This window comes from Metabacillus sp. KJ11-3 (genome assembly GCF_055808295.1).
This window is the reverse complement of sequence record NZ_CM147865.1, coordinates 1,226,464-1,249,203: the sequence shown is the minus strand read 5'-3', so window position 1 is coordinate 1,249,203 and position 22,740 is coordinate 1,226,464. Positions and strand designations below refer to the sequence as shown.

The following is a 22,740-nucleotide window of genomic DNA, read 5'->3' as shown; positions in this document are numbered from 1 at the left end:
GCTATCACATTTGTGATAGCTTCTTTTTATTCCCTCTTACACACGTTTAAAATGGGCGTAGATAACTCTGTACTGTCTTTATCCCCCTTAACCTTAATTGATCCTTATATAGCCCTTAAAAGGCTTATACAGTTCCGCTTGATTTATATTCAATACAAAAAAACAAAGCTCGAATTTGAGCTTTGCTTTTTTAAACCTATTATTTTTCCATCCATTCAGTGTGGAATACCCCTTCTTTGTCAACACGTTGGTAAGTGTGAGCACCGAAATAGTCACGTTGAGCTTGAAGAAGATTTGCTGGAAGTGTTTCAGTACGATAGCTATCATAGTAAGCAAGTGCAGATGAGAAGCATGGTACTGGAACTCCATTTTCAATCGCAACCGTTAAGATTTGGCGAAGCGCGCCTTGGTAACCTTCAACGATTTCTTTAAAGTAATCATCAAGTAAAAGGTTTGCTAATTGTGAATCTTTATCATATGCATCTTTAATTTTTTGAAGGAATGCGGCACGGATAATACAACCACCACGGAAGATCATTGCAATATCACCGTATTTTAAATCCCAATTATACTCTTCTGACGCTGCTCTCATTTGAGCAAATCCTTGAGCATAAGAACAAATCTTACTCATATATAATGCTTTACGAACTGCTTCAATAAGCTCTTCTTTGTTTCCTTCGTATGATTTTGCAGAAGGCCCTGAAAGAATTTTACTAGCTTTTTGGCGTTCTTCTTTCATTGCGGAAATAAAGCGGGCAAAAACAGACTCTGTAATAATTGGAAGTGGTACTCCTAAATCTAGAGCACTCTTACTTGTCCATTTTCCAGTTCCTTTTTGACCGGCAGTGTCAAGAATGACATCAACCATAGGTTTGCCAGTTTCTTCATCTTTCTTCGTGAAGATGTCAGCAGTAATTTCAATTAAGTAGCTATCAAGTTCACCTTTGTTCCATTCTGCAAACACTTCATGAAGCTCGTCAGCTGTTAAACCTAATACATTTTTAAGTAAGAAGTACGCTTCAGAAATTAACTGCATATCTCCATACTCAATACCATTGTGAACCATTTTCACATAGTGACCTGCACCATCCGGACCGATGTAAGTACAGCATGGATCACCATTGACTTTTGCAGAAATTGCTTCAAGAATCGGTTGTACTAAATCAAATGCTTCTTTTTGACCGCCAGGCATGATAGAAGGTCCTTTTAATGCTCCTTCTTCTCCACCTGATACACCTGTTCCGATGAAGTGAATTCCACTTTCCGCCAACTCTTTGTTACGACGTTGTGTATCTGTATATAATGTGTTACCACCATCGATTAAAATATCACCTTTATCAAGATGTGGTAAAAGCTGTTCGATTGTAGCGTCAGTTGGTACACCCGCTTTAACCATTAAAAGAATTTTGCGTGGAGTTTCCAATGATTGAACAAATTCTTCAATGCTGTAAGTTCCAACCACATTTTTCCCTTTTGCTTCAGTTAAAAATTCTTCTGTTTTTCCTGCTGAACGGTTAAAAACTGAGACTGAAAATCCACGACTTTCAATATTTAACGCTAAGTTCTTACCCATTACAGCCAAACCAATAACACCAATTTGTTGTTTCGACATTCCCTTACGTCCCTTCTAATCCTTATAGTATGTAAAACTAAACAAATGAAAAACTCTTCTATCATTTTGTGATAGCATAAAAAGTTTAGTTTTCCGCCAATAACTGCTAAATTGACACATAATTCGAATTATTTCATTTGACTACAACTTTAAAAATACACATTTTTCTGTAACATTTCAAGTGACTTAACTTATGTAATCGTTTTCTATGTAAAAAAATCTTTACTAAAGCTCGTTCCTGGAGTTGGAGATTCTTTTCCCTTTCCTTTGACACCTTTTTTTAATAGCTGTTCTCCATATTTTTGATTAATTTGATCAATAATCGAAAGAATCGGCTCATCCTTTGCGTCTTGTTCATATGAAAAGATGTCTAACTGTTTAACAGCATCATCCTTTTCAACTAGATCTTGTCCCGTAATACCCAATAATCGAATTGGTTCTTCATTCCAATGAGAAAAAAAGAGCTCTGTTGCTTCATGAAATATATCTTCTTCTTCACCGATCGGATTGTTCAGCTTTTTACTTCTTGTTATCGTCTTTAAATTTCCATAACGAATAGTTACAAGTAATTTTGTTGCAAGAACTTCTTTTCGCTTCAATCGAACAGACACTGAATGAGATAATTTTTTCAATACTTCTCTTATTTCATTTTCCTTCGTCGTATTTTTAGCTAAAGTTGTGGAATTCCCTATGCTTTTAAAATCATAAATTGCATTAGGATTAACCTCTCTGTTATCAACACCATTTGCTTTTTGTACAAGTCTTTCCCCGTTAACTCCTAACAGTTTTTTCACCTGCACCTCATTAGCATGAGCTAAATCATAAATAGTATGAACACCAATTGTGTGAAGTCTTTCAGCTGTTTTTCCTCCTACTCCATGCATTTCATGGACTGGTAGAGGCCATAAGGTCTTTTGCATATCTCTTTTTCTTAATATGGTAATCCCGAGTGGCTTTTTCATATTTGAAGCCATTTTAGCTAAAAATTTATTCGGGGCTATACCGATACTACATGGCAACAATAATTCATCAAGTAATCGTTCCTGAATTAACTTCGCTATTTCCAAAGGTCTTGAGCCTTCAAATTTACTTAGATCCATATATCCCTCGTCAATAGAAACAGGCTCAACTAAATGAGTGTATTCTCTGAGTAATTCAAACATCGCTTGTGAGGCTGTACGATATCGTTCAAAATTGGGCTTACGTATGATAAGGTCTGGACAAAGCCTACGCGCCTGCCAAAGTGGCATTGTAGCCTTTACACCTTTGGCGCGTGCTTCATAGCTACATGTCACAATAATTCCTTTTCTCTCTTCCGCATTTCCAGCAATCGCCAAAGGCTTTCCCTTTAAAGATGGATCATATGCCATTTCCACTGATGCATAAAAGCTATTCATATCAACATGCAAAATAATTCTCCGACTTATAACCTGCTCCACAACCCACACCACACTCACATAGTTCATTCTCTTACTAGTCTACCATTTTTTCTGTAAGAAATGCTTTTTAAAAATAACATTAGAAACAACAAAAGCCACTCTACTGGTGGCTCATCATCTCTTCCTTCACAATAGCAAAATGATCAAGGCTTTCTAATAACAGATTCGGGTTAATAATGGTAATCAAACGTTCCTCTAAGCTTGCTACTGCAGAAAAATATTTAGTCGATTGAAATGCACCGACCGTAATTGTCTTTAATTGAATCTCTTCAATATCAATAATTTCTTTTGCTTCTTTTACAATTAATGCTGCTGAAATCTCATCAGATTGAATGACTATTAATTTCACGTCGTTATCAATTGGTATATTTTGATGATAAAAAATCTGATACGTATCAAGGACAGGTATCAGTTCTCCCCTTACCTTTACGACACCTTTCATATAAAAGGGCATATTAGGAATGGTATTTATATCTTCCAATTTCTCAATCGAAATAACATGTTCAATAGGAATTCCATATTCTTCATTACCTGTTCGGAAAACGACTAATTTTGAAACATTCATGTTATCATCTCCTCCATCAATACTTGAGGTGAAATACTAAGACTATCATACTATGAATGTTTTAGTATTTAAAGATACTATTAGTATTTATTCCGGTTTGTCATGAAAAATGGTTACCACTTCCGCCATTCGATCATCTCCTTGTTTTCTAAATGGTGACGAATAACCTCTTCACATACAGAAAAGACTTCTTCAATCTCCGGGGTACTAAATGCTAAAACCCTCATGGATAGTCCTTTTACACTAAGGGCACTAATACCAAATCGCGAGTGTTTTACAGAACGTAATTCTTCACTTATTTTTTCAATTACATTTTCATCAACCTGAGGATGAATCATAAACAATGTTCCGATATGTGTGTAGCCTTCAAGCTGCATCAATTGTTGCAAATTTTCTCCGGGCATCAATAATTGATGATCAAATACTTGTAATTCACCATCAATAAATAGTTTTAGTTTAGAAGAGATCTTCTTATACTGAAATAACTTCCCATCTTCACACCAACCTGGTGTAATAATATCTGTATAATAAAAAATAGATGTTGACTCCATATAGACATTCGTAATTTGAGAAAATTGTGCGTCTTTATATGCTATTAACGGGTCTTGTTTAACAAGTAATTCACTTCCGGCTTGTAAAAAGTAATCCATTTCCTGACGGACACCCAATTGAAGTGACTTGTAAATTTTAGTAGAAGCTTGTGTAGTTAAGGCGAGTTTCGCACCTTCTCCAACAACTACCTCTGTTTTATAGGAGTCTCCATCAACATAACCACCACCAACATGGATAAGCGTTAATAAAGGAAGACCTTCAGGAAGGTATGTTGGTCTTGTAATTTTTAAAACCCCGTCAAAAAAGCTATTGCTTATGACAGAACGGTTATGCTTTTTTTCTACCGTTAACTCCAGGTAGCCGGTATATGTCATGCCTCAAGACCAACTAAAAAGGCCTCTTTGCGTATCCAATCAACCACTTCCTTTACCCCGGTTCCGTCTTTTAGATTTGTAAAAATAAAAGGGCGATCACCACGAGATACTAATGTATCTTTCCGCATCACTTCAAGATCTGCTCCTACATATGGTGCTAAATCAATTTTATTTATAATAAACAAGTCAGATTTAATCATCCCCTGACCACCTTTACGGGGAATTTTCTCTCCCTGGGCCACATCAATTATATAGATGGAAAAGTCGACTAATTCCGGACTGAAGGTAGCCGCCAAATTATCCCCGCCACTTTCCACAAAAATCAGATCAAGATTTGGGTGGCGTTCATTCAATTCATCAATGGCATCAAAATTCATTGAAGCATCCTCACGAATTGCTGTATGTGGACATCCACCTGTTTCAACACCTATGATGCGATCTTCTGGCAGTGCACCATTTTTAATTAAAAATTGAGCATCCTCTTTTGTATAGATATCATTTGTAATAACCGCAACCTCAAGATCTTTCATGAGCTCTCTTGTCAACTTGTCAACTAATAACGTTTTCCCTGCTCCAACAGGGCCCCCGATTCCTATGCGTATTGGTTCACTCATTTTTTTTCATCCTTTCTTCACCTTCATTTTTATGACATAAATAAACGAACAGAAAGCTGTTCATGATGCATTTGGGCTATTTCAAGGCCTGGTGCACCTGCTCCAAAATCTTCTTCATTTAAAACCAAAATGTCATTCACTTTTTCTATTAAGTATGGTTTTAATGTAACTAATATTTTTTGCCCATCTGTCTGGCCAATCGGAATTCCTCTTATTGCGTTTTGAACAAGTGATGAAGTGGTAGCAAAAAGATAAGTAGAAAGCGTTGTTTCTAAATCAATATCCAGTTCAAGACAGACCATTGCAAACACAACTGAGCTGTGTCCACAAACTTGTTTATTTTTGATTTTTACTTGGTACATATTCAAATGCTCATTTGGGAAAAGCTGATTCATGACCTTTACCATTTGTCTGCCAACTCTACGATTACCTTCACGAGTTTCTCTCGCCATCGCAAGTGCATTCAGCTCTTTATCTATCATCCAAACCGAATCAATTTTGTTTGCTTTAATAGATTCATAGACTAACCTGCATGCCAGACCGTCAGTGTATACAAATTGTGCTTGTAAGTATTGTTTTAATGCAGCCAGGAAGGTTTCTTTATCTCTTATTTTATTTTCCTGGATATACGTTTCTAATCCAAAGGAATGTGAAAACGTCCCAGACGGAAAATTGGAATCGCAAATTTGAAGAAGGTGAAACAGTTGATTAGTCATGGGAATGTCCGATATGTTTAAAGGCTTTGCTCATTTTACGTTCTTCTCTTGTGTACGGTACTTCCAACTCTACTAATAATCTTTCTACAAGATAATCATATTGAACAATCATTTCATTTTCTTCAAATTGTGCAGGTAAATGTCTATTACCAAGTTGATGAGCGATTTCTCCCATTTGCAAGATGCTAGTTGGCTTAATGACAATCACATCATCTGCAAGCACACTTATAATGATCGAATTTTTTTGGTCTTGGTATAGAATGTCACCATCTTCCAACTCTTTCCCCTGCTTAAGTCTTATACCAAGCTCTTTTCCATGATCTGTTTTCACACGCTGGATTTTCTTCACTAAGTCATCACTTCTTAAATACACACGTTCTACATGATGTGGAGCTTTTTCCAATTCTTTTACGTTTCCTATAATTTGTTCAATAATCATCTTTTCACCTCAGAATAAAAAATATCGTTGTGCCAATGAAACCTTTTCATCAGGCTCACAAGTAATTAACTCACCGTCAACCATGACCTCATAAGTTTGCGGATCAACTTCAATCGTTGGTGTTTCTCCATTTAACTTCATATCCTTCTTTTTAAGCTGGCGAATATTCTTGACAACACCAATCTTTTTTTCAAGCCCAAGCTCTTCATGTATGTGATTGTCAAATGCAGCTTTTGAAAGAAATGTCATTGATGTTAAATGCTTAGCCTTGCCGAAATTCGCAAACATCGGGCGATATAATACTGGCTGCGGAGTTGGAATAGATGCATTCGGGTCTCCCATCACACTCCATACAATCATCCCACCCTTTACAACTAATTCAGGTTTTGCTCCAAAAAAGGCCGGATCCCACAAAACAAAGTCAGCCATTTTCCCTACCTCTATTGATCCAACATACTCTGAAATTCCATGTGTGATAGCTGGATTAATCGTATATTTGGAAATATATCTTTTCGCTCTTGCATTATCATTTTCTTCACCTTCAACAAGTTTCCCACGTTGGCGCTTCATCTTATCTGCTGTTTGCCATGTTCTTGAGATGACTTCACCAACTCTCCCCATTGCCTGAGAATCAGAGCTAATCATACTAAAAACCCCTAAATCGTGAAGAATGTCTTCAGCTGCTATCGTTTCTTTTCGAATACGTGAATCTGCAAAAGCCAAATCCTCTGGAACCGAAGGATCTAAATGATGACAGACCATCAACATATCTAAATGTTCCGCTATCGTATTAACTGTAAATGGGCGCGTCGGGTTTGTTGAGGAAGGAAGTATATTTGGGTACGATGCCGCCTTTATGATGTCTGGGGCATGCCCCCCACCGGCACCTTCCGTATGGTATGTATGAATGACACGTCCATCAATAGCCTTTAATGTATCCTCCACAAAACCACCTTCGTTAAGGGTATCGGTATGTATCGCGATTTGAACATCATATATATCAGCAACTGATAATGCTTTATCTATGTTTGATGTCGTTGTTCCCCAATCTTCATGAAGTTTAAGTCCAATTGCCCCTGCTTGAATTTGCTCAATTAAAGCCTCTTCATTAGAAGAGTTACCTTTCCCGAGAAAACCTAAATTAACCGGAAACTCATCAGCTGCTTTCAGCATTTGGTGAATGTTCCATGCACCAGGCGTGCAAGTTGTCGCATTCGTACCGGTTGCAGGACCAGTTCCACCTCCGATCATCGTTGTAACACCTGATTCAATCGCCGTCCGGATTTGTTGAGGGCAAATAAAATGAATATGTGCATCAATCCCCCCTGCTGTAACAATCAGCCCCTCTGCAGCGATTACTTCTGTAGAAGCTCCTATGACAATATCAACATGATCCATTATAAGAGGGTTTCCAGCCTTTCCAATCGATGTGATCATTCCCTCTTTAATACCGATATCCGCCTTGTATATTCCTGTATAATCAAGAATTAGAGCATTCGTTACAACAAGGTCAACAGTTTCTTTCCTTGTTGCTAAAGGATGTTGTCCCATTCCATCGCGTATGACTTTACCACCACCAAATTTCACCTCATCACCGTAAGTCGTATAATCCTTCTCTACTTCAATGAAAAGTTCCGTGTCTCCTAGTCTCACCTGGTCGCCAACTGTTGGACCAAACATGTCTGCATATTGATGTCTCGACATACGAAAGCTCATATCTACACTCCTTTATCTAGTGCATCATTTGTTAAATTATTAAGTCCGTAAACTTTTCTTTCTCCCGAAAAGGAAATGAGCTCGATTATTTTTTTATCACCAGGTTCAAACCGAACAGCCGTACCTGCCGGAATATTCAATCTTTTTCCATAGGATTTCTTTCGATCAAACTCAAGTGATCTATTAACCTCATAAAAATGAAAATGGGAGCCAATTTGAACAGGACGATCACCATTGTTTATTACTCCCAGTTTCATCGGTTGTTTTTGTTGATTACAAAGGATGGGTTCTTGTTTGAGCTTAAGCTCACCAGGTATCATTTTTCCACACTCCTAACTAAAAACTATTGTATTGGTTCATGAACGGTCACTAACTTTGTTCCATCCGGAAACGTTGCTTCAACCTGTATGTCATGAATCATCTCCGGAATACCCTCCATCACATCATCTCTCGATAGGATTTGACGGCCATACTGCATTAGTTCTGATACTGTCTTACCATCACGGGCTCCCTCTAATACCTCATAAGTTAAAATAGCGATAGCTTCCGGATAATTAAGTTTTAAGCCTCTATTTTGTCTCCGCCTGGCTAAATCTGCCGCAACAACAATCATCAGTTTTTCTTGCTCACGAGATGTAAGCTTCATCGTACCTACCTCCTTATACCGCTAAGTGCCTTTGAAGATCCTCTTCTTTTATTTCATCACAGCTTCCACTCATCACCATTCGCCCTCTATCAAGTATATAAAATTGATCCGCACAGGATAATACTGCATCTAAATTATGTTCCACCAGCATAACCCCCATCTCTTTTTCCTTAGCAATTTGAACAAGAACATCTTGAATCAACTGAACAATAGAAGGTTGAATCCCCTCCATCGGCTCATCTAATAGCAATAGCTTCGGATTTGAAATTAAGGCTCTAGCTATAGCCAGCTGTTGCTGTTGCCCTCCACTTAGATCCCCGCCTTTTCGATCAATCATTTCTTTTAAGACCGGAAACCATGTAAAAATTTCCTCAGGTATGGTTGTCGAACGTTTAGATTTAGGTAATGCTTCCATTCCTAGTAGAAGATTCTCTCTAATCGTTAGATCAGAAAAGATGTCCCTACCTTGTGGTACATACGCAATTCCTGATCTTGCACGATGTTCCGGTCTTTCCTTTTTTAGTTTTTTCCCTTCATACTGAATGTTTCCACCCTTAATAGGCAACAAGCCCATCAACACTTTCATTAAAGTTGTTTTCCCTACACCATTACGTCCAAGAAGACCTACAATCTTCCCTTTAGGCACTACAAAATCTACATCCCTTAAAATAATGGTCTCATCATATCCCGCTTGCAGGTGTGATACGTGAAGCATTTTATCCGCTCCTTCCCAGATATACATTTTTCACTTCTTCATTTTCCTGAATATCCTTCATCTCACCCTGACAAAGTACCTTCCCTTCATGCATAACCACCACTTGAGTAGAATATTTCCGCACAAAATCCATATCATGCTCCACAATTAAAACAGAACATTCTTTTGAAATTTCTAAAATTAATTCACCTGTTTTTGTTCTTTCTTCACCAGACATTCCTGCGATCGGTTCATCTAATAATAATAAAGTCGGTTCCTGTATTAATTGCATTCCGATTTCCAGCCACTGCTTCTGCCCATGTGATAAAGATCCGGCTTTTTCATGTCTAACTTCAAATAATCCAATTTTCCTTAACATCGTATTAATTTTGTCTTTTTGTCCATCTGTCAATTTCGCAAAAAGAGTTGAAAATAATTTTTTCTTTTGTTTCATAGCAATTTCTAAATTTCCGAAAGGAGTCAGGTGTAAAAAAATACTTGGAGCTTGGAACTTACGAGCAATGCCTGCTTCAACAATTTTTTGCTCTTGAAGTTTTACTAATGAAATCTCGTCTTTAAAGGTAATTTCTCCTCCTGTAGCTCTGGTTTTTCCACAAATCACGTCTAATAACGTTGTCTTCCCGGCGCCATTTGGACCAATTAAAAACAAAACTCCGCTGTTTTCCACATCCAAATTAACTCCTTGCAAAGCCTTAAAGCCCGAAAAATCAACAACTACATTATGACACGAGAGTATCGGCTTCACTTTGTTTCGCCCCCTTTACCTTCTCTTTTTTAGAGAATTTCATTCTCAATTGTTCAACTAAACCAGCTAAGCCATTTGGTAAATATAGAACAACAATTAAAAATAATGCACCTAGGAAGATCGTCCAGAAATCCGGATATGATTCACTCAAAAAGCTTTTGGCTGTGTTTGTCAAAATAGCACCAATCGCGGCACCTAAAATGGAATAACGACCTCCAATTGCAACCCAGAGGACCATTTCAATTGAAGGGATGATCCCCATCATTTCCGGGGTTATAATGCCAACTTGTAAAACAAAAAGTGCTCCGGCCACTCCTGCAAATGCTGCTGATAATGCGTAAATAAACACTTTATAAAATGTAGGATTATACCCGAGGAATCGAAGGCGGTTTTCCCCATCCCTGATCGCTATAAGCAATCGTCCAAATCGAGACTTTGTTAATAATAGTGCAACCCCCATAATGATGGCTAGTAAAGCAACTGTTACAAAATATAGTGTTTGCTTTGTAGTTGGGTCTGCTAAAGGCACTTGAAAGACTGTAAAAAAGTTCGTCAATCCACTTGTACCGCCGGTAATGTGTTGTCCGCCGATAAATAAAGTAACAGTTACCACCACAACAGCTTGAGAAATTAGCGAAAAAAATACTCCCTTAATACGATTTTTAAATGTAAAATACCCGATTACAACAGCAATGATAAACGGCAACAATACCGCTGCCAATATCGCAAAAATAGGATTTTCAAACAACGTCCACACAAAAGGTACTTCGGTAATCCCGTTCCATTCCATAAAATCCGGGATACCTGAAGGTGATGCTTCAAGCTTTAAATACATAGCCATACAATAAGCACCTAACCCGAAAAAAACACCATGACCCAGGCTTAAAATACCTGTGAACCCCCATATCAAGCTTATTCCAACCGCGATCATTGCAAAGCATAAAAACTTTGCCAACAAACCCATTCTAAACTCGGAAAGAAGCAATGGAGCTACAAGTAACATGAGGAAAAAGACTCCATAATAAGCCCCTTGGCTATATTTTTTAATCATATTGCACCTCCGTTAGTCTAATGCACGAACCTTTACATTGACGAGACCAGTTGGCTTCCACTGTAGGAAAATGATAATAAATGCAAAAACAATTACTTTTGCAATTGTTGCACTAGTAGATAGCTCGACAAATGTACTTAAAACACCTAACATAATAGCTGCCAGGATTGTTCCTTTTAATTTTCCAACCCCACCTAATATAACAATCATAAAAGCATCTACTATATATGCTGTCCCAAGCGTTGGACCAATTGAACCAATTAACGTTAATGAACAACCGGCAATCCCGGCAAATCCACTTCCGAGAGCAAAAGCTGTACTATCTACCCTTCTAGTTGAAACTCCCAGACAAGACGCCATATCACGATTTAACGTTACTGCTTTCATTCTTCTTCCTGATGAGGTCTTATATAAATAAATAAACAATAAAAGAATACTAATGAGTACAAGAGCAATAATAAATAGACGTTTGTAAGGAAAAGTAAGTCCAGCTATAGCAAGGCCTCCATTTAACCAATCTGGAGCTACAACCGCAACATTTGGTGCACCAAAAATCGACCGGGCTGTTTGCTGTAATATAAGGCTGACTCCCCAGGTTGCCAGCAGGCTATCAAGTGGTCTTTCATACAGAAATCTTACAATTGTTTTCTCCATAATAAGACCAATAAGTGCGGCAACTATAAAGGACAATGGTATGGCGAGAAGAAAATAATAATCAAATAAAGGTTTCGGAAGATATTGAACAAACACTTGTTGGAGTACATATGTTGTGTATGCTCCAATCATGATAAATTCTCCATGAGCCATGTTTATAATATTCATAAGTCCAAAAGTGATCGCAAGACCTAGTGCAATCAATAATAAAATCGATCCTAGGCTTAGCCCGTTAAATAATTGTGAAATAATAATCGACAAGGATTTTTCCTCCTTTACTGTGAAGATAACAGGTAAGTATGACAATTGATGAAGTCAGATTATCCTTTGAGGACATGCATCATTTCTCCGGCCCTATTTCGCTTGTTACCTTCTTGTCATTTTAGATACCTAGCCAATCTAACAAGCTAGGTATCTATTACATTACTTATTCTTGACTTAAACCTTCAGCCCAGTCATACGATTTTAAGTATGGATCAGGCTTTACTTGCTCACCTGAGTTCCAAACCTCTTTGAATAGACCATCTGCCTGAATTTCTCCGATTCGGACAGTCTTATAAATATGCTGTGTTTCACCATCAATTTTCACAACACCACCAGGTGCTTTGAATTCAATTCCTTCAGAAGCTTCTTTAACTTTTTCCACTTCAAATGACCCAGCTTTTTCAACTGCCTCTTTCCATAAATAAACAGCAATATAAGCAGCTTCAATCGGGTCACCTGTTACTCGGTCTTCACCGTATTTAGCTTTATAATTTTCTACAAATGTCTTGTTTTCCGGTGTATCTGTTGTTTGGTAATAGTTCCAAGCAGCATAATGACCTTCTAATACATCTGTACCAATCCCGCGTATTTCTTCTTCAGCAACACTTACTGACATAACCGGAATATCTTCTGGAGTTATCCCTGCATCTTTAAGTTGCTTAAAGAATGCAACATTACTATCTCCGTTTAACGTATTAAAAATAGCATCTGGTTTTTCGGCTTTAATTTTGCTAATAATTGTGTTGTAGTCTGTGTGTCCAAGAGGTGTATATTCTTCAGCAACTACTGTTCCGCCTTTTGCTTTTAATTGTGCATTTACAATTTTATTTGCTGTACGAGGAAATACATAATCAGATCCTACCAAGAAAATATTCTTCCCTTGATTTTCTAGCATCCAGTCAATTGCAGGAACGATTTGTTGATTTGTTGTAGCCCCTGTATAAAAAATATTTGGAGATTGTTCCATCCCTTCATACTGAACCGGATACCATAGTAAACCGTTATTTTGTTCAACAACTGGAAGCATCGCTTTGCGGCTTGCAGATGTCCATCCGCCAAAAATGGTAGCTACTTTATCTTGTTGAAGAAGTTTTCTAGCCTTTTCAGCAAAAGTAGGCCAATCAGAAGCACCATCTTCAACAATTGGTTCAATCTGCTTTCCAAGTACTCCTCCTGATGCATTAATTTCCTCAATGGCCATTAGTTCTGCATCACGTAAAGAAACCTCACTTATTGCCATTGTTCCGCTTAACGAATGCAAAATGCCGACCTGAACTGTATCACTTTCAGTACTCACTGTTGCTGATGAATCACTTGTGTCATTTCCTGAAGATGGTTCACTCGTTTGGGCTGCACAAGCACCAAGCATAAATACAGACATCACCATCGCTAAAAAACCTTTTTTCATTTTCAACACAACAACACTCCTTTTTTGCATTCTTTACAATAAACGTCATAAATACCAACTCTTTATGTAAGAAAAGTTAACATCTATATAATCAAATTATACATTTTTCTCCTAACTTAACAATATTTTTTTGAAAATTTTTAAAATTTTTTATTGTAAACGCTATTAATTTTGTTCGTTATATCCGCTTTCGTTTGTGTTAAATACAGCTTTTATGGGAAACTTTTTAATTGTTAGATTTTATAACACGAATAAAAAGGCTATCTATAATCAGATAGCCTCAAGTCGAGTTATTTTCCTATAAACATTTGTGTCCAGTGATGTCCATTAGAGTCATAACCAATTCCAATATGCGTAAAATCTTTACTTAAAATATTCTTTCTATGCCCTTCACTATTCATCCAAGCTTGAACTACTTCTTGTGCTGATCGTTGTCCTTGAGCAATATTTTCCCCAGCCGTTTTATACGTTACACCAAAATCCCTCATCATATCGAACGGTGAACCGTAGGTTGGACTCGTGTGTGAGAAATAATTATTTTGTCGCATATCTTCCGATTTTTTCTGAGCAACACCGCTTAATTGTGTGTCAGCTTTAAGAGCTGGTAAACCATTCTTTTTTCTTTCAGCATTTGTTAAGTCAATGACCTGTTGTGCAACTTGACTAACACCTTGAGCCTGAGACTCATCTTTCTTTGGTGCTTCAGCAGCTGGTTGTTGTTGTTGAGGTTGAGCTGGTTGAGCTGGTTCTTGTTTTTGCTGCTGATCAGTTGCTTGCTCTTGTTGCTCAGCAGGAGCTTGATTTTGCTGTTGTTGATTATTTTGCGCTTGTTGTCTATCAGTAGGTGCTTGCTGTCTGTTTGCTGACTGTTGTTGCTGTGATTGATATTGCTTTGTAATTTGATTACCATATTGTAGAGCTTGCTGCTTTTGCTGATCAATAAATTGTCTTGCCTGCTTTTCAGCTTCTTCTTTTGAATTTGCTTTTATAAATTTATATTTAGCGTCTTGGACAGCAATGGCTCTTGTATGTGGATAATCTTTACTTGATAACTCTGTTTTTGAACTGGATATTGTCATACCATTTGGATCTTTCGTTAGCATCCGGTCTGGTACATTACTGAAATCATCATCGTTCATGTTGTTGTCAGGATTTCTCGTATCGATATCCCGAGCAAGCGGACCATAGTTACGCCCATTGTAATTTACATTTTCTGCAACATCAACATTATCTCTATATTCACCATCTAATGCACCTTCATTGTTGTTACACGCTACTAGACCAACAATCATTACACTAGTTGCAACTAATCCGAATTTCTTTTTATCAACACAAACCCCTCCTTTTATAAAATCACCTACCCTTTTATTTTCTTTCTTTTTCTTAAAAGTATTGATGGTAATAATCTTGTGAAATGGAGGAATTCATACATTTTGGGTAATAAACACCAAAAAGACTGTCTCATATAAGACAGCCTCTTGTTTTTATGGTTGTGCCACTTCTTGAATGATAGCCAAAACTAGTTCAGCTGTTTTCTCAAGTTCTTCAATTGGCATTTTTTCGTTTGTTGTATGAATTTCTTCGTACCCAACAGCTAAATTGACAGTTGGAACCCCATTCCCCGCAATGACGTTTGCATCACTGCCACCACCACTTGTTTGAAGCTCACTTTCACGACCTATTTTAGCTGCAGCTCGTTTTGCCACCTCAACAACATGATCGCCATCACCAAATTTAAATCCAGGGTACATAACATCCACTTCTACTTCAGCTCTTCCACCCATTTCAGAGGCAACACTTTCAAATGCTTCTTTCATTTTTTTTACTTGTGCTTCCATTTTTCCCGGAATAAGCGATCTTGCTTCAGCTAAAATATGAACAAGGTCACAAACAATATTCGTCTGTGTCCCACCCTCAAAACGACCGATGTTCGCTGTCGTTTCGTGATCAATTCTGCCTAATGGCATTTTTGCAATAGCCTTTGCAGCGATTGTGATAGCAGAAACACCTTTTTCCGGTGCTACACCGGCATGTGCAGTTTTTCCATAAATCGTCGCTTTTACTTTGGCTTGAGTTGGTGCAGCTACAATGATTGTACCTACTTTACCATCACTGTCGAGCGCATATCCATATTTGGCAGTCATAAGGCCAGGATCTAGCGCTTTAGCACCTACAAGCCCTGACTCTTCACCAGCAGTAATCACAAATTCAATTTTACCATGTGCAATATTTTGTTCCTTCAGGGTCTTGATTGCCTCAAGCATAGCCGCTAGTCCAGCCTTATCGTCTGCACCTAGAATTGTCGTTCCATCTGTCACTACATACCCATCTTTAATGCTAGGTTTGATGCCTTTACCTGGAACAACTGTGTCCATGTGTGATGTGAAATAAATAGGATCGATATTTTCAGTTGTTGCTTCAAGTGTACAGATTAAGTTTCCAGCTCCATGACCTGTTGTTTTCATGGAGTCATCTTCAATCACTTCTAAGCCTAGTTCTGTGAATTTAGTTTTAAGTACTTTTGCAATCTCTGTTTCAAATTTTGTTTCCGAGTCAATTTGAACAAGCTCTAAAAATTCATCAAGTAATCGTTGTTTATTGATCATCATTCATTACCTCCAATTAAATTAAAGGGGAATATTCCCATGTTTTTTTGCTGGTCTACTTTCTTTTTTGTTTTCAACATGTCGAGAGCTTGAATAAGCTTTATTCTAGTATCTCGCGGATCAATGACATCATCGACCATTCCTTTACTTGCTGCAATATAAGGATTTGCAAACTTTTCTCGATACTCTTCAATCTTTTGGGCTCTCGTTAATTCTGGATCAGAGCTTTCCTCAATTTCCTTTGCGAAGATAATATTAGCTGCACCTTGCGGACCCATTACTGCTATCTCTGCGTTAGGCCAAGCAAAAACAAGATCTGCTCCTATTGATTTGCTATTTAATGCAACATATGCACCACCATAAGCTTTCCGCAGAATAACTGTTAATTTCGGAACAGTTGCTTCAGAGTATGCATATAAAATTTTCGCACCATGTCTGATAATTCCACCATGTTCCTGTTTAACGCCCGGAAAGAAACCTGTAACATCTTCAAATGTGATTAGCGGGATTTGGAATGAGTCACAAAAGCGAATAAATCTAGCCGCTTTATCAGAAGAATCAATATCTAAACCCCCTGCCAAATACTTCGGCTGATTACAAACAAGGCCAACGACCTCTCCCTTTATCCTCGCTAATCCAATCACAATGTTTTTGGCAAAGTTTTTATGTATTTCAAAAAAAGACCCTTCATCAACCACCTGTTCAACAACAAGGCGAACATCATACGGACGAACAGTATCAAATGGAATGAGTTCCGTTAAATCCGGGCGATAATCGGATTCCCCACTATACTTAGATACAGGTGGCTTTTGTTCATTATTTTGTGGTAAATAACTTAATAAATTTCGTACTTTTAATAAGACGTCTTCTTCAGAAACTCCTGAAAAATGGGCATTACCACTAATTGTATTATGTACATTAGCTCCACCTAAATCCTCAGAGCTTATTTTTTCACCGGTTACCGTTTCTATCACTTTTGGTCCTGTAATAAACATCTGACTTGTCTTTTCCACCATAAATACAAAGTCAGTAATAGCAAGCGAGTAGACCGCTCCACCAGCACAAGGTCCAAGAATGACAGAAATTTGGGGAATTACTCCTGAATAGATCGTATTTCGGTAAAAAACTTGTCCGTAACCATCTAATGATACCACACCTTCCTGGATTCTCGCACCGCCCGAGTCATTTAGACCGATAAAGGGTGTTCCATTTTTTGCGGCAAGGTCCATTACAGCAGCAATTTTTTTTGCATGCATTTCTCCAAGCGCTCCACCAAAAACAGTAAAATCCTGTGAAAACAAATAAATAGGTCTTCCATTTACTTTACCATACCCGGTAACAACACCATCGCCAGGACCCTTTTTAGAAGAAAGTCCAAAATCATTGCATCTATGCTCGATAAAAGGATTTATTTCCACGAAAGATCCCTCATCAAGTAATAGGTCAATTCTCTCTCTCGCTGTTAGTTTTCCCTTTTCGTGCTGTTTTTCTACTTTTTTGTCCCCTCCTCCAAGCTCCACTTCACGTCTTTTATCATATAATTCATTAATTTTGTCATAGATATCATGATTCATCTCGATCACCACCATGGCTTTTTTCACATAACTCAACTAATACATTTTTAGCTGCTTTAGGATGGAGAAACGCAATTCGGTTATTAGCTGCTCCTTTTCTTGGAACTTCATCAATAAGCGGAATGCCGCCTTTTTTTAGTTCTTCCAACCGAATAGAAAGATCATCCACTCCGAATGCTATATGATGAATCCCTTCACCTTTCTTTTCCAAAAATTTAACTATTGGGCTATCAGCTGACATTGGTTCGATTAATTCAATCTTTGTATCTCCTCCAGCTGATAAAAAAGCAACCTTTACCTGCTGAGATTGCACCTCTTCCATTCCCAAAAAATGTAGTTGTAAAATATCTTTATAGAAAAACAACGCCTCTTCAATTGAATGCACAGCAATACCGATATGATCAACTTTTCTTACCATTGGTAACATCCACTCCCTTTTTGTAAACGTTATCAAGATATAATAATCTTCTCTTTCTTCAAAAGAAATCCCTCTATTTTTGACGAATTAATTTCATATTTTAACGGTTGTCCGATCGATCCATTCACGATAGAATAATACTTACAAGGAGTGAAGAAAAATGTCCCGTAAAACACAAAAAGTTGTTGTTTATTTAATGATTGGAGTTATGCTGATTACGACCTTACTTGCAGGCGTTTCTGTTTGGTTTTAGGAAATATTCATCTCCATTTCTAATGCAAAATGGTTATAGCAAATTTCACTTAATAAGAGCCTTCGTTTTACTTATACGATCTAATATAAAGTTTTAGACTATCCGAGCATTCAAAAAAGAGCCTGACCTCAATTTATTAATGAGGTGCAGACTCTTTTTGTATTGCTCCATTTTCGATAGCCAGCTGTTCAAACGATCGCTTAGAATTTGTAATGAAAACTTTAGTACCTAGAGGAATATTTTCATAAATAGCTTCCACTTTTTTATTTTGCAATCTTACACAGCCCTGTGTAACATAGGAGCCTATTGATTTATCATTGTTTGTCCCGTGTATTCCATATGTTCGTCCATCTGTTCCTTCAGCATCAAACCCAATCCACCTGGTCCCAAGCGGATTTCTTTTGTCACCGCCAGGAATGTCCTTCTTACGATAATATGGATCAACTGCTTTAACTGTTACGGTAAATTCCCCTTCAGGAGTAAGCTCTTCTGTTATACCAGTCGCTACTTGATAGATCTCTTTTATTTCATTTTCATGCACAAATGCCATCTCATTTTTTTGTTTATTAATAATGAGATAAGGATCACCAGGAATGGGATTTTCTCCAAGAGGCCAAATTGGGGATTGAAAGATAAAAAGAAAAAGAATCAAAAACCTCATGACATCAGCATCCTTTTTCTCTTAATATGATCACTACTTTAAGGTTCCATTCCTTTAAAATGACTTTTAATAATAAGATATTGCTCCATCTCTCTTATAAAATGATACAAAGCTGCTCTTGCTTCAAATTCCTCTCTGGTTTTCGGTAAATCCATTTCTTCAAAAGACTTCTTCATGTTAAGTAGCTGGACTAAAAACTTATGAGCAGTATTGCCCGGATGGATATTTACCTTAAGTTCATGTAGAAAGTCAGCAATCATTTTACTTTGCTCGACCGCAATATGTATAGATGTAATACTTGGAATGACGCGTTCGATAATTTCAAATTGTTTTTCTCTCATTTTAAAATAGTGATAATATGAATTTTCATGACGTAAAAAATGATTTTCCACATCACGAAATGCCAATGTTTTTGCCTCATTTATCAGCTGTGCAGTTATGGTAATTTCTTTTCCATCCCATTTTCTATCCTTTTGAATCAAATAAAGTTCAATTTCATGAAAAATACTTGCTAAATTATCTTCAATTTGAATTTGATAGTTTTTTAATTTCTTGTCAACACTCGGCATATACAAATTCATCACTAGTGCAATCCCAATCCCTATTGTCACTAGTAAAAATTCATTCCCGATTACTTGAAAGGTTATGTGATTTGTACTAAATAGATGAAAAATAACGACTGTACTTGTTACAATGCCTTGAGTTGCTTTTATGATGACAGTAGCAGGTATAAATATTAATAATAATAAGCCTATAATTAACGGATGATAAGCAATTCCCTCAAAGAAAATAAAAGAAAAAACCATGGCAAGCGAACAAGCTAGAAATCGTTCCCACGAACTCCTGAGGGATTTCTTCTTTGTCACTTGTATGCATAAAATGGTGATAATTCCTGCAGATGTATAATACTCCAAGCCGATAAACTGCGCCAGTATAATCGAAATCGTAGTACCTAAAGCAGTTTTTGCCGTACGGTAACCTATTTTGAACATAAAAAACTCCTTAACATATCATTCTGTTGAATAGTTTACACTAATAAACAAGAAAAGATTAGAAAAACTTGGCTTGTCGCCAATTCCTCATGGCGAAAGTGTTAGTTTTTCTTATACTATCATCCATTAATTGTATATACTTTTTGATGGTACGAAAAAAGATGATCAATATGACCACCTTTTTTCAAGTATATATCTTTTTAAAGCATCTTCTCTAAGAATTCCTGTGCACGTTTTGTCTTTGGTGCAGTGAAGAAATCACCAGGAGGTGCGTCTTCTACCAATAATCCTCCGTCTAAGAAAAGAACTCGATCTGCGACTTCTTTTGCAAAGCCCATTTCATGTGTAACAATTGCCATCGTCATCCCGGTTTGCGCTAAATCCTTCATTACTTCCAGAACCTCTTTTACCATTTCCGGATCCAGTGCAGATGTTGGCTCATCAAATAACATAACATCCGGATTCATTGCAAGTGCTCTAGCAATAGCGACCCTTTGCTTTTGTCCTCCGGATAAACGATTAGGATATGAATCAGCCTTTTCTAGAAGACCTACTTTTTTCAATAAATCTTTCCCTTTCTCCTCAGCTTCTTGTTTGGAGAAACCCTTAACCGTTATTGGTGCATACGTAATATTATCCAGTACGGTTTTATGAGGAAAAAGATGAAAATGCTGAAACACCATTCCTACATTTTGTCTAACTTTCGCAATATCTGTTTTACGATCCGTTATATCGATACTATTGATATAAATTTTACCATCAGTAGGTTTTTCTAATAGATTCAAGCAACGTAAAAAGGTTGATTTCCCTGAACCAGAAGGACCAATGATAGCAATTACCTCACCTGAAGCAATTGTCGTTGATATTCCTTTTAATACGTCTAATTTTCCGTATGATTTATGCAAATTGTCTACTTTAATCACTTCGTCTCATTCTCCCTTCTATTCCTTTACCAAGAAGTGTTAAGAACATGACTAATAGATAATAAATTAATCCTGCAAAAATTAATGGTGCAAAATAATTATAAGAATCTGCCCCCACTTGATATGCTCTTCTCATAATATCTTGTACACCGATCACCGTTACAATAGCGGATTCTTTTGTTAGTGTAATAAATTCATTCATTAATGCAGGCAATATGTTTTTAAATGCTTGTGGTAAGATAATGTCCTTCATCATTTTTGAATACGGAACACCTAATGCCATTGATGCCTCTTGTTGACCTTTATCTATTGCATTAATTCCAGCACGAATAATCTCTGAAATATATGCCCCCGAATTTAATGTAAAGGCAGCAACTGCAGCTGGATATGGGTCTATTGGAAACCCAAGAATTTGCGGTAAACCAAAATAAATAATCAATAATTGCAGAACTAGAGGAGTCCCTCTGAAAATAGAAGTATACGCATCTGCAATCCACATTAATGGTTTAATTCGACTTATTTTAAATAAAGCAAGGATAATTCCCCACACAAATCCAAGCAACAATGATAAGACAACAATTTTTAACGTTACCCAGATTCCCTCAAGAATAAAGGGAAGTGAAGGAACAATTGAAGAAAAATTCAAAATATCCATTTCCTTCTCTAACTCCTTTCCATTTCAATAATTAGTTCTGATAAAAGAAACTGTCATCCATAAAAAAGGGCTGACTCAAGCTTAAGGGAATCCCTTCTGAGTTAGCCTCTCTCTATTAATTCCAATTTACCCTTATTCCTGCCCACCGAACCATTTTACGATTAACTCGTCAAGCTCGCCGTTTTCTTTCATTTCATTTAGCGCTTTATTAAACTCTTCTGTATATTCGCTTCCTTTTTGGAATGCAATCGCTGAACCAGCTTCTTCAGCTGAATCAAGTGTAAATCCTGTTAATTGATCATCTTTTGAAAAATAACCTTCAGCCACTTTATCTTCAATAATAGCAGCGTCAATTCGGCCTGATTTCATTTCTTGAACTAATTCAGAGATTTTATTGCGATTTTCAATTTTTACATTCACTTCTTCTGAAATTTCAGTTGCTTTTTCTTCTTGGATAGATCCTAATTGAACTCCAATTGTTTTACCTTCTAATTCTTCAACTGTTTTTATTTCTTTGTCTTTAAGTGAAACAATCATGTGTTTTGCATTATAGTATACATCTGAGAAATCTACATTTTCTTCACGCTCTGGTGTTGGTGTCATACCTGATAGAACGATATCAATTTGTTTTGCTTGTAATGCAGGAATCAAACTATTAAAATCCATATCTTGAATTTCAACTTCATATCCTGTTTTTTCTGATAGAGCATTTACTAAATCAATATCAAAACCAATGATGTCACTGCCTTTTGCCGTATCAATATATTCAAAAGGAGGATAATCAGCAGATGTTGCCATCTTCAATACTTTTTTGTCCTCTCCTTCTGCACCAGATGAAGTATCATTTCCTTCCTGCTCAGCTGTTCCGCAAGCAGCTAGTAAACCTACAACTAATAAGCTTATAATGAATAACGAAAGTTTCTTCATTTTAGTTTCCTCCTATAATGTATTATCTTTTTAGTATTATCTACATATGTACGATAATCTATCTAATATTTATTCGATAATTTGTATTTTATCACAGGTTAATATTTATGCAATCAATATTTATAAAAATGTATTTATAAAAATATTTCGATGATTAAAACTTTTTCAAAAAAGTGAATAAACCCGCAAAAACATTGTATATATTATCCAAAAATAAAGAG

Annotated in this window: 24 protein-coding genes and 1 pseudogene; 1 reads left to right on the top strand and 24 read right to left on the bottom strand. The window is 36.9% G+C overall.

The window, feature by feature from the left end:
• Positions 1 to 199: 199 nt before the first annotated feature.
• From gndA to mce, 19 genes and pseudogenes are all read right to left on the bottom strand, one after another.
• On the bottom strand, positions 200 to 1,612 hold the full coding sequence (gndA, locus tag AC0L8O_RS06450) for an NADP-dependent phosphogluconate dehydrogenase (protein ID WP_216774283.1): 1,413 nt from the start codon (positions 1,610 to 1,612) through the stop codon (positions 200 to 202).
• 206 nt (positions 1,613 to 1,818) lie between these two features.
• On the bottom strand, positions 1,819 to 3,060 hold the full coding sequence (locus tag AC0L8O_RS06445) for a DNA polymerase IV (protein ID WP_473448717.1): 1,242 nt from the start codon (positions 3,058 to 3,060) through the stop codon (positions 1,819 to 1,821).
• A gap of 91 nt (positions 3,061 to 3,151) precedes the next feature.
• The gene (locus AC0L8O_RS06440; RefSeq protein ID WP_473447019.1) at positions 3,152 to 3,616 is read right to left on the bottom strand and encodes a chemotaxis protein CheW; all 465 of its coding nucleotides are present in this window, start codon (positions 3,614 to 3,616) and stop codon (positions 3,152 to 3,154) included.
• A 113-nt stretch (positions 3,617 to 3,729) separates the two neighbouring features.
• A complete protein-coding gene (locus AC0L8O_RS06435) occupies positions 3,730 to 4,542 on the bottom strand; it encodes an urease accessory protein UreD (RefSeq protein ID WP_473447018.1) in 813 nt (270 codons plus the stop codon).
• Positions 4,539 to 5,156 (bottom strand): urease accessory protein UreG, encoded by a 618-nt coding sequence (gene ureG, locus AC0L8O_RS06430; protein ID WP_473447017.1) that lies wholly within the window; start codon positions 5,154 to 5,156, stop codon positions 4,539 to 4,541. The genes AC0L8O_RS06435 and ureG overlap by 4 nt, the downstream gene beginning before the upstream one ends.
• A 29-nt stretch (positions 5,157 to 5,185) precedes the next feature.
• Positions 5,186 to 5,872 (bottom strand): urease accessory protein UreF, encoded by a 687-nt coding sequence (locus AC0L8O_RS06425; protein ID WP_473447016.1) that lies wholly within the window; start codon positions 5,870 to 5,872, stop codon positions 5,186 to 5,188.
• A complete protein-coding gene (ureE, locus tag AC0L8O_RS06420; RefSeq protein WP_226526556.1) occupies positions 5,865 to 6,311 on the bottom strand; it encodes an urease accessory protein UreE in 447 nt (148 codons plus the stop codon). Before ureE ends, AC0L8O_RS06425 begins: the two co-directional genes overlap by 8 nt.
• Positions 6,312 to 6,320: 9 nt before the next feature.
• Positions 6,321 to 8,027, bottom strand: coding sequence for an urease subunit alpha (gene ureC / locus AC0L8O_RS06415; protein ID WP_473447015.1), 1,707 nt, complete (start codon positions 8,025 to 8,027; stop codon positions 6,321 to 6,323).
• Positions 8,028 to 8,029: 2 nt separating this feature from the next.
• Positions 8,030 to 8,347, bottom strand: coding sequence for an urease subunit beta (locus tag AC0L8O_RS06410; RefSeq protein WP_473447014.1), 318 nt, complete (start codon positions 8,345 to 8,347; stop codon positions 8,030 to 8,032).
• A 23-nt stretch (positions 8,348 to 8,370) separates the two neighbouring features.
• Positions 8,371 to 8,673 carry an urease subunit gamma gene (locus tag AC0L8O_RS06405; RefSeq protein ID WP_078432683.1) on the bottom strand — a complete coding sequence of 101 codons (303 nt, stop codon included), beginning with the start codon at positions 8,671 to 8,673 and terminating at the stop codon, positions 8,371 to 8,373.
• 13 nt (positions 8,674 to 8,686) lie between these two features.
• Entirely contained in the window at positions 8,687 to 9,388 is a 702-nt protein-coding gene (gene urtE / locus AC0L8O_RS06400; protein WP_473447013.1) for an urea ABC transporter ATP-binding subunit UrtE, read from the bottom strand.
• 1 nt (position 9,389) lies between these two features.
• Positions 9,390 to 10,133 carry an urea ABC transporter ATP-binding protein UrtD gene (gene urtD / locus AC0L8O_RS06395; RefSeq protein ID WP_473447012.1) on the bottom strand — a complete coding sequence of 248 codons (744 nt, stop codon included), beginning with the start codon at positions 10,131 to 10,133 and terminating at the stop codon, positions 9,390 to 9,392.
• Complete coding sequence (urtC, locus tag AC0L8O_RS06390; protein WP_473448714.1) at positions 10,108 to 11,181, bottom strand: urea ABC transporter permease subunit UrtC; 1,074 nt, start codon at positions 11,179 to 11,181, stop codon at positions 10,108 to 10,110. The genes urtD and urtC overlap by 26 nt, the downstream gene beginning before the upstream one ends.
• A 15-nt stretch (positions 11,182 to 11,196) precedes the next feature.
• Complete coding sequence (gene urtB, locus AC0L8O_RS06385) at positions 11,197 to 12,099, bottom strand: urea ABC transporter permease subunit UrtB (protein WP_473447011.1); 903 nt, start codon at positions 12,097 to 12,099, stop codon at positions 11,197 to 11,199.
• 166 nt (positions 12,100 to 12,265) lie between these two features.
• Entirely contained in the window at positions 12,266 to 13,510 is a 1,245-nt protein-coding gene (gene urtA, locus AC0L8O_RS06380; RefSeq protein WP_473448711.1) for an urea ABC transporter substrate-binding protein, read from the bottom strand.
• A gap of 290 nt (positions 13,511 to 13,800) precedes the next feature.
• Entirely contained in the window at positions 13,801 to 14,802 is a 1,002-nt protein-coding gene (locus AC0L8O_RS06375) for a CAP domain-containing protein (RefSeq protein WP_473447010.1), read from the bottom strand.
• A 192-nt stretch (positions 14,803 to 14,994) separates the two neighbouring features.
• On the bottom strand, positions 14,995 to 16,116 hold the full coding sequence (locus AC0L8O_RS06370) for a M20/M25/M40 family metallo-hydrolase (protein ID WP_473448708.1): 1,122 nt from the start codon (positions 16,114 to 16,116) through the stop codon (positions 14,995 to 14,997).
• Between the two features lie 21 nt (positions 16,117 to 16,137).
• A pseudogene (locus AC0L8O_RS06365) lies at positions 16,138 to 17,690 on the bottom strand (acyl-CoA carboxylase subunit beta).
• The gene (gene mce, locus AC0L8O_RS06360; RefSeq protein WP_473447009.1) at positions 17,680 to 18,108 is read right to left on the bottom strand and encodes a methylmalonyl-CoA epimerase; all 429 of its coding nucleotides are present in this window, start codon (positions 18,106 to 18,108) and stop codon (positions 17,680 to 17,682) included. The pseudogene AC0L8O_RS06365 and the gene mce overlap by 11 nt, the downstream one beginning before the upstream one ends.
• Before the next feature lie 160 nt (positions 18,109 to 18,268).
• Between mce and prli42 the strand changes: the two genes are divergently transcribed.
• A complete protein-coding gene (prli42, locus tag AC0L8O_RS06355) occupies positions 18,269 to 18,361 on the top strand; it encodes a stressosome-associated protein Prli42 (protein ID WP_156931818.1) in 93 nt (30 codons plus the stop codon).
• Positions 18,362 to 18,497: 136 nt separating this feature from the next.
• On the opposite strand, the gene AC0L8O_RS06350 is transcribed toward prli42, so the two are convergent.
• The 5 genes from AC0L8O_RS06350 to AC0L8O_RS06330 form a co-directional block, all read right to left on the bottom strand.
• Entirely contained in the window at positions 18,498 to 19,022 is a 525-nt protein-coding gene (locus AC0L8O_RS06350) for a L,D-transpeptidase (RefSeq protein ID WP_473447008.1), read from the bottom strand.
• Positions 19,023 to 19,060: 38 nt separating this feature from the next.
• On the bottom strand, positions 19,061 to 20,014 hold the full coding sequence (locus AC0L8O_RS06345) for an aromatic acid exporter family protein (RefSeq protein ID WP_473447007.1): 954 nt from the start codon (positions 20,012 to 20,014) through the stop codon (positions 19,061 to 19,063).
• Between the two features lie 200 nt (positions 20,015 to 20,214).
• Positions 20,215 to 20,937 carry an amino acid ABC transporter ATP-binding protein gene (locus tag AC0L8O_RS06340; RefSeq protein WP_445088103.1) on the bottom strand — a complete coding sequence of 241 codons (723 nt, stop codon included), beginning with the start codon at positions 20,935 to 20,937 and terminating at the stop codon, positions 20,215 to 20,217.
• Positions 20,930 to 21,592, bottom strand: a complete 663-nt coding sequence (locus AC0L8O_RS06335; RefSeq protein WP_026558879.1) for an amino acid ABC transporter permease — start codon at positions 21,590 to 21,592, stop codon at positions 20,930 to 20,932. The genes AC0L8O_RS06340 and AC0L8O_RS06335 overlap by 8 nt, the downstream gene beginning before the upstream one ends.
• Positions 21,593 to 21,724: 132 nt before the next feature.
• Entirely contained in the window at positions 21,725 to 22,519 is a 795-nt protein-coding gene (locus AC0L8O_RS06330; protein WP_473447006.1) for a transporter substrate-binding domain-containing protein, read from the bottom strand.
• Positions 22,520 to 22,740 lie beyond the last annotated feature (221 nt).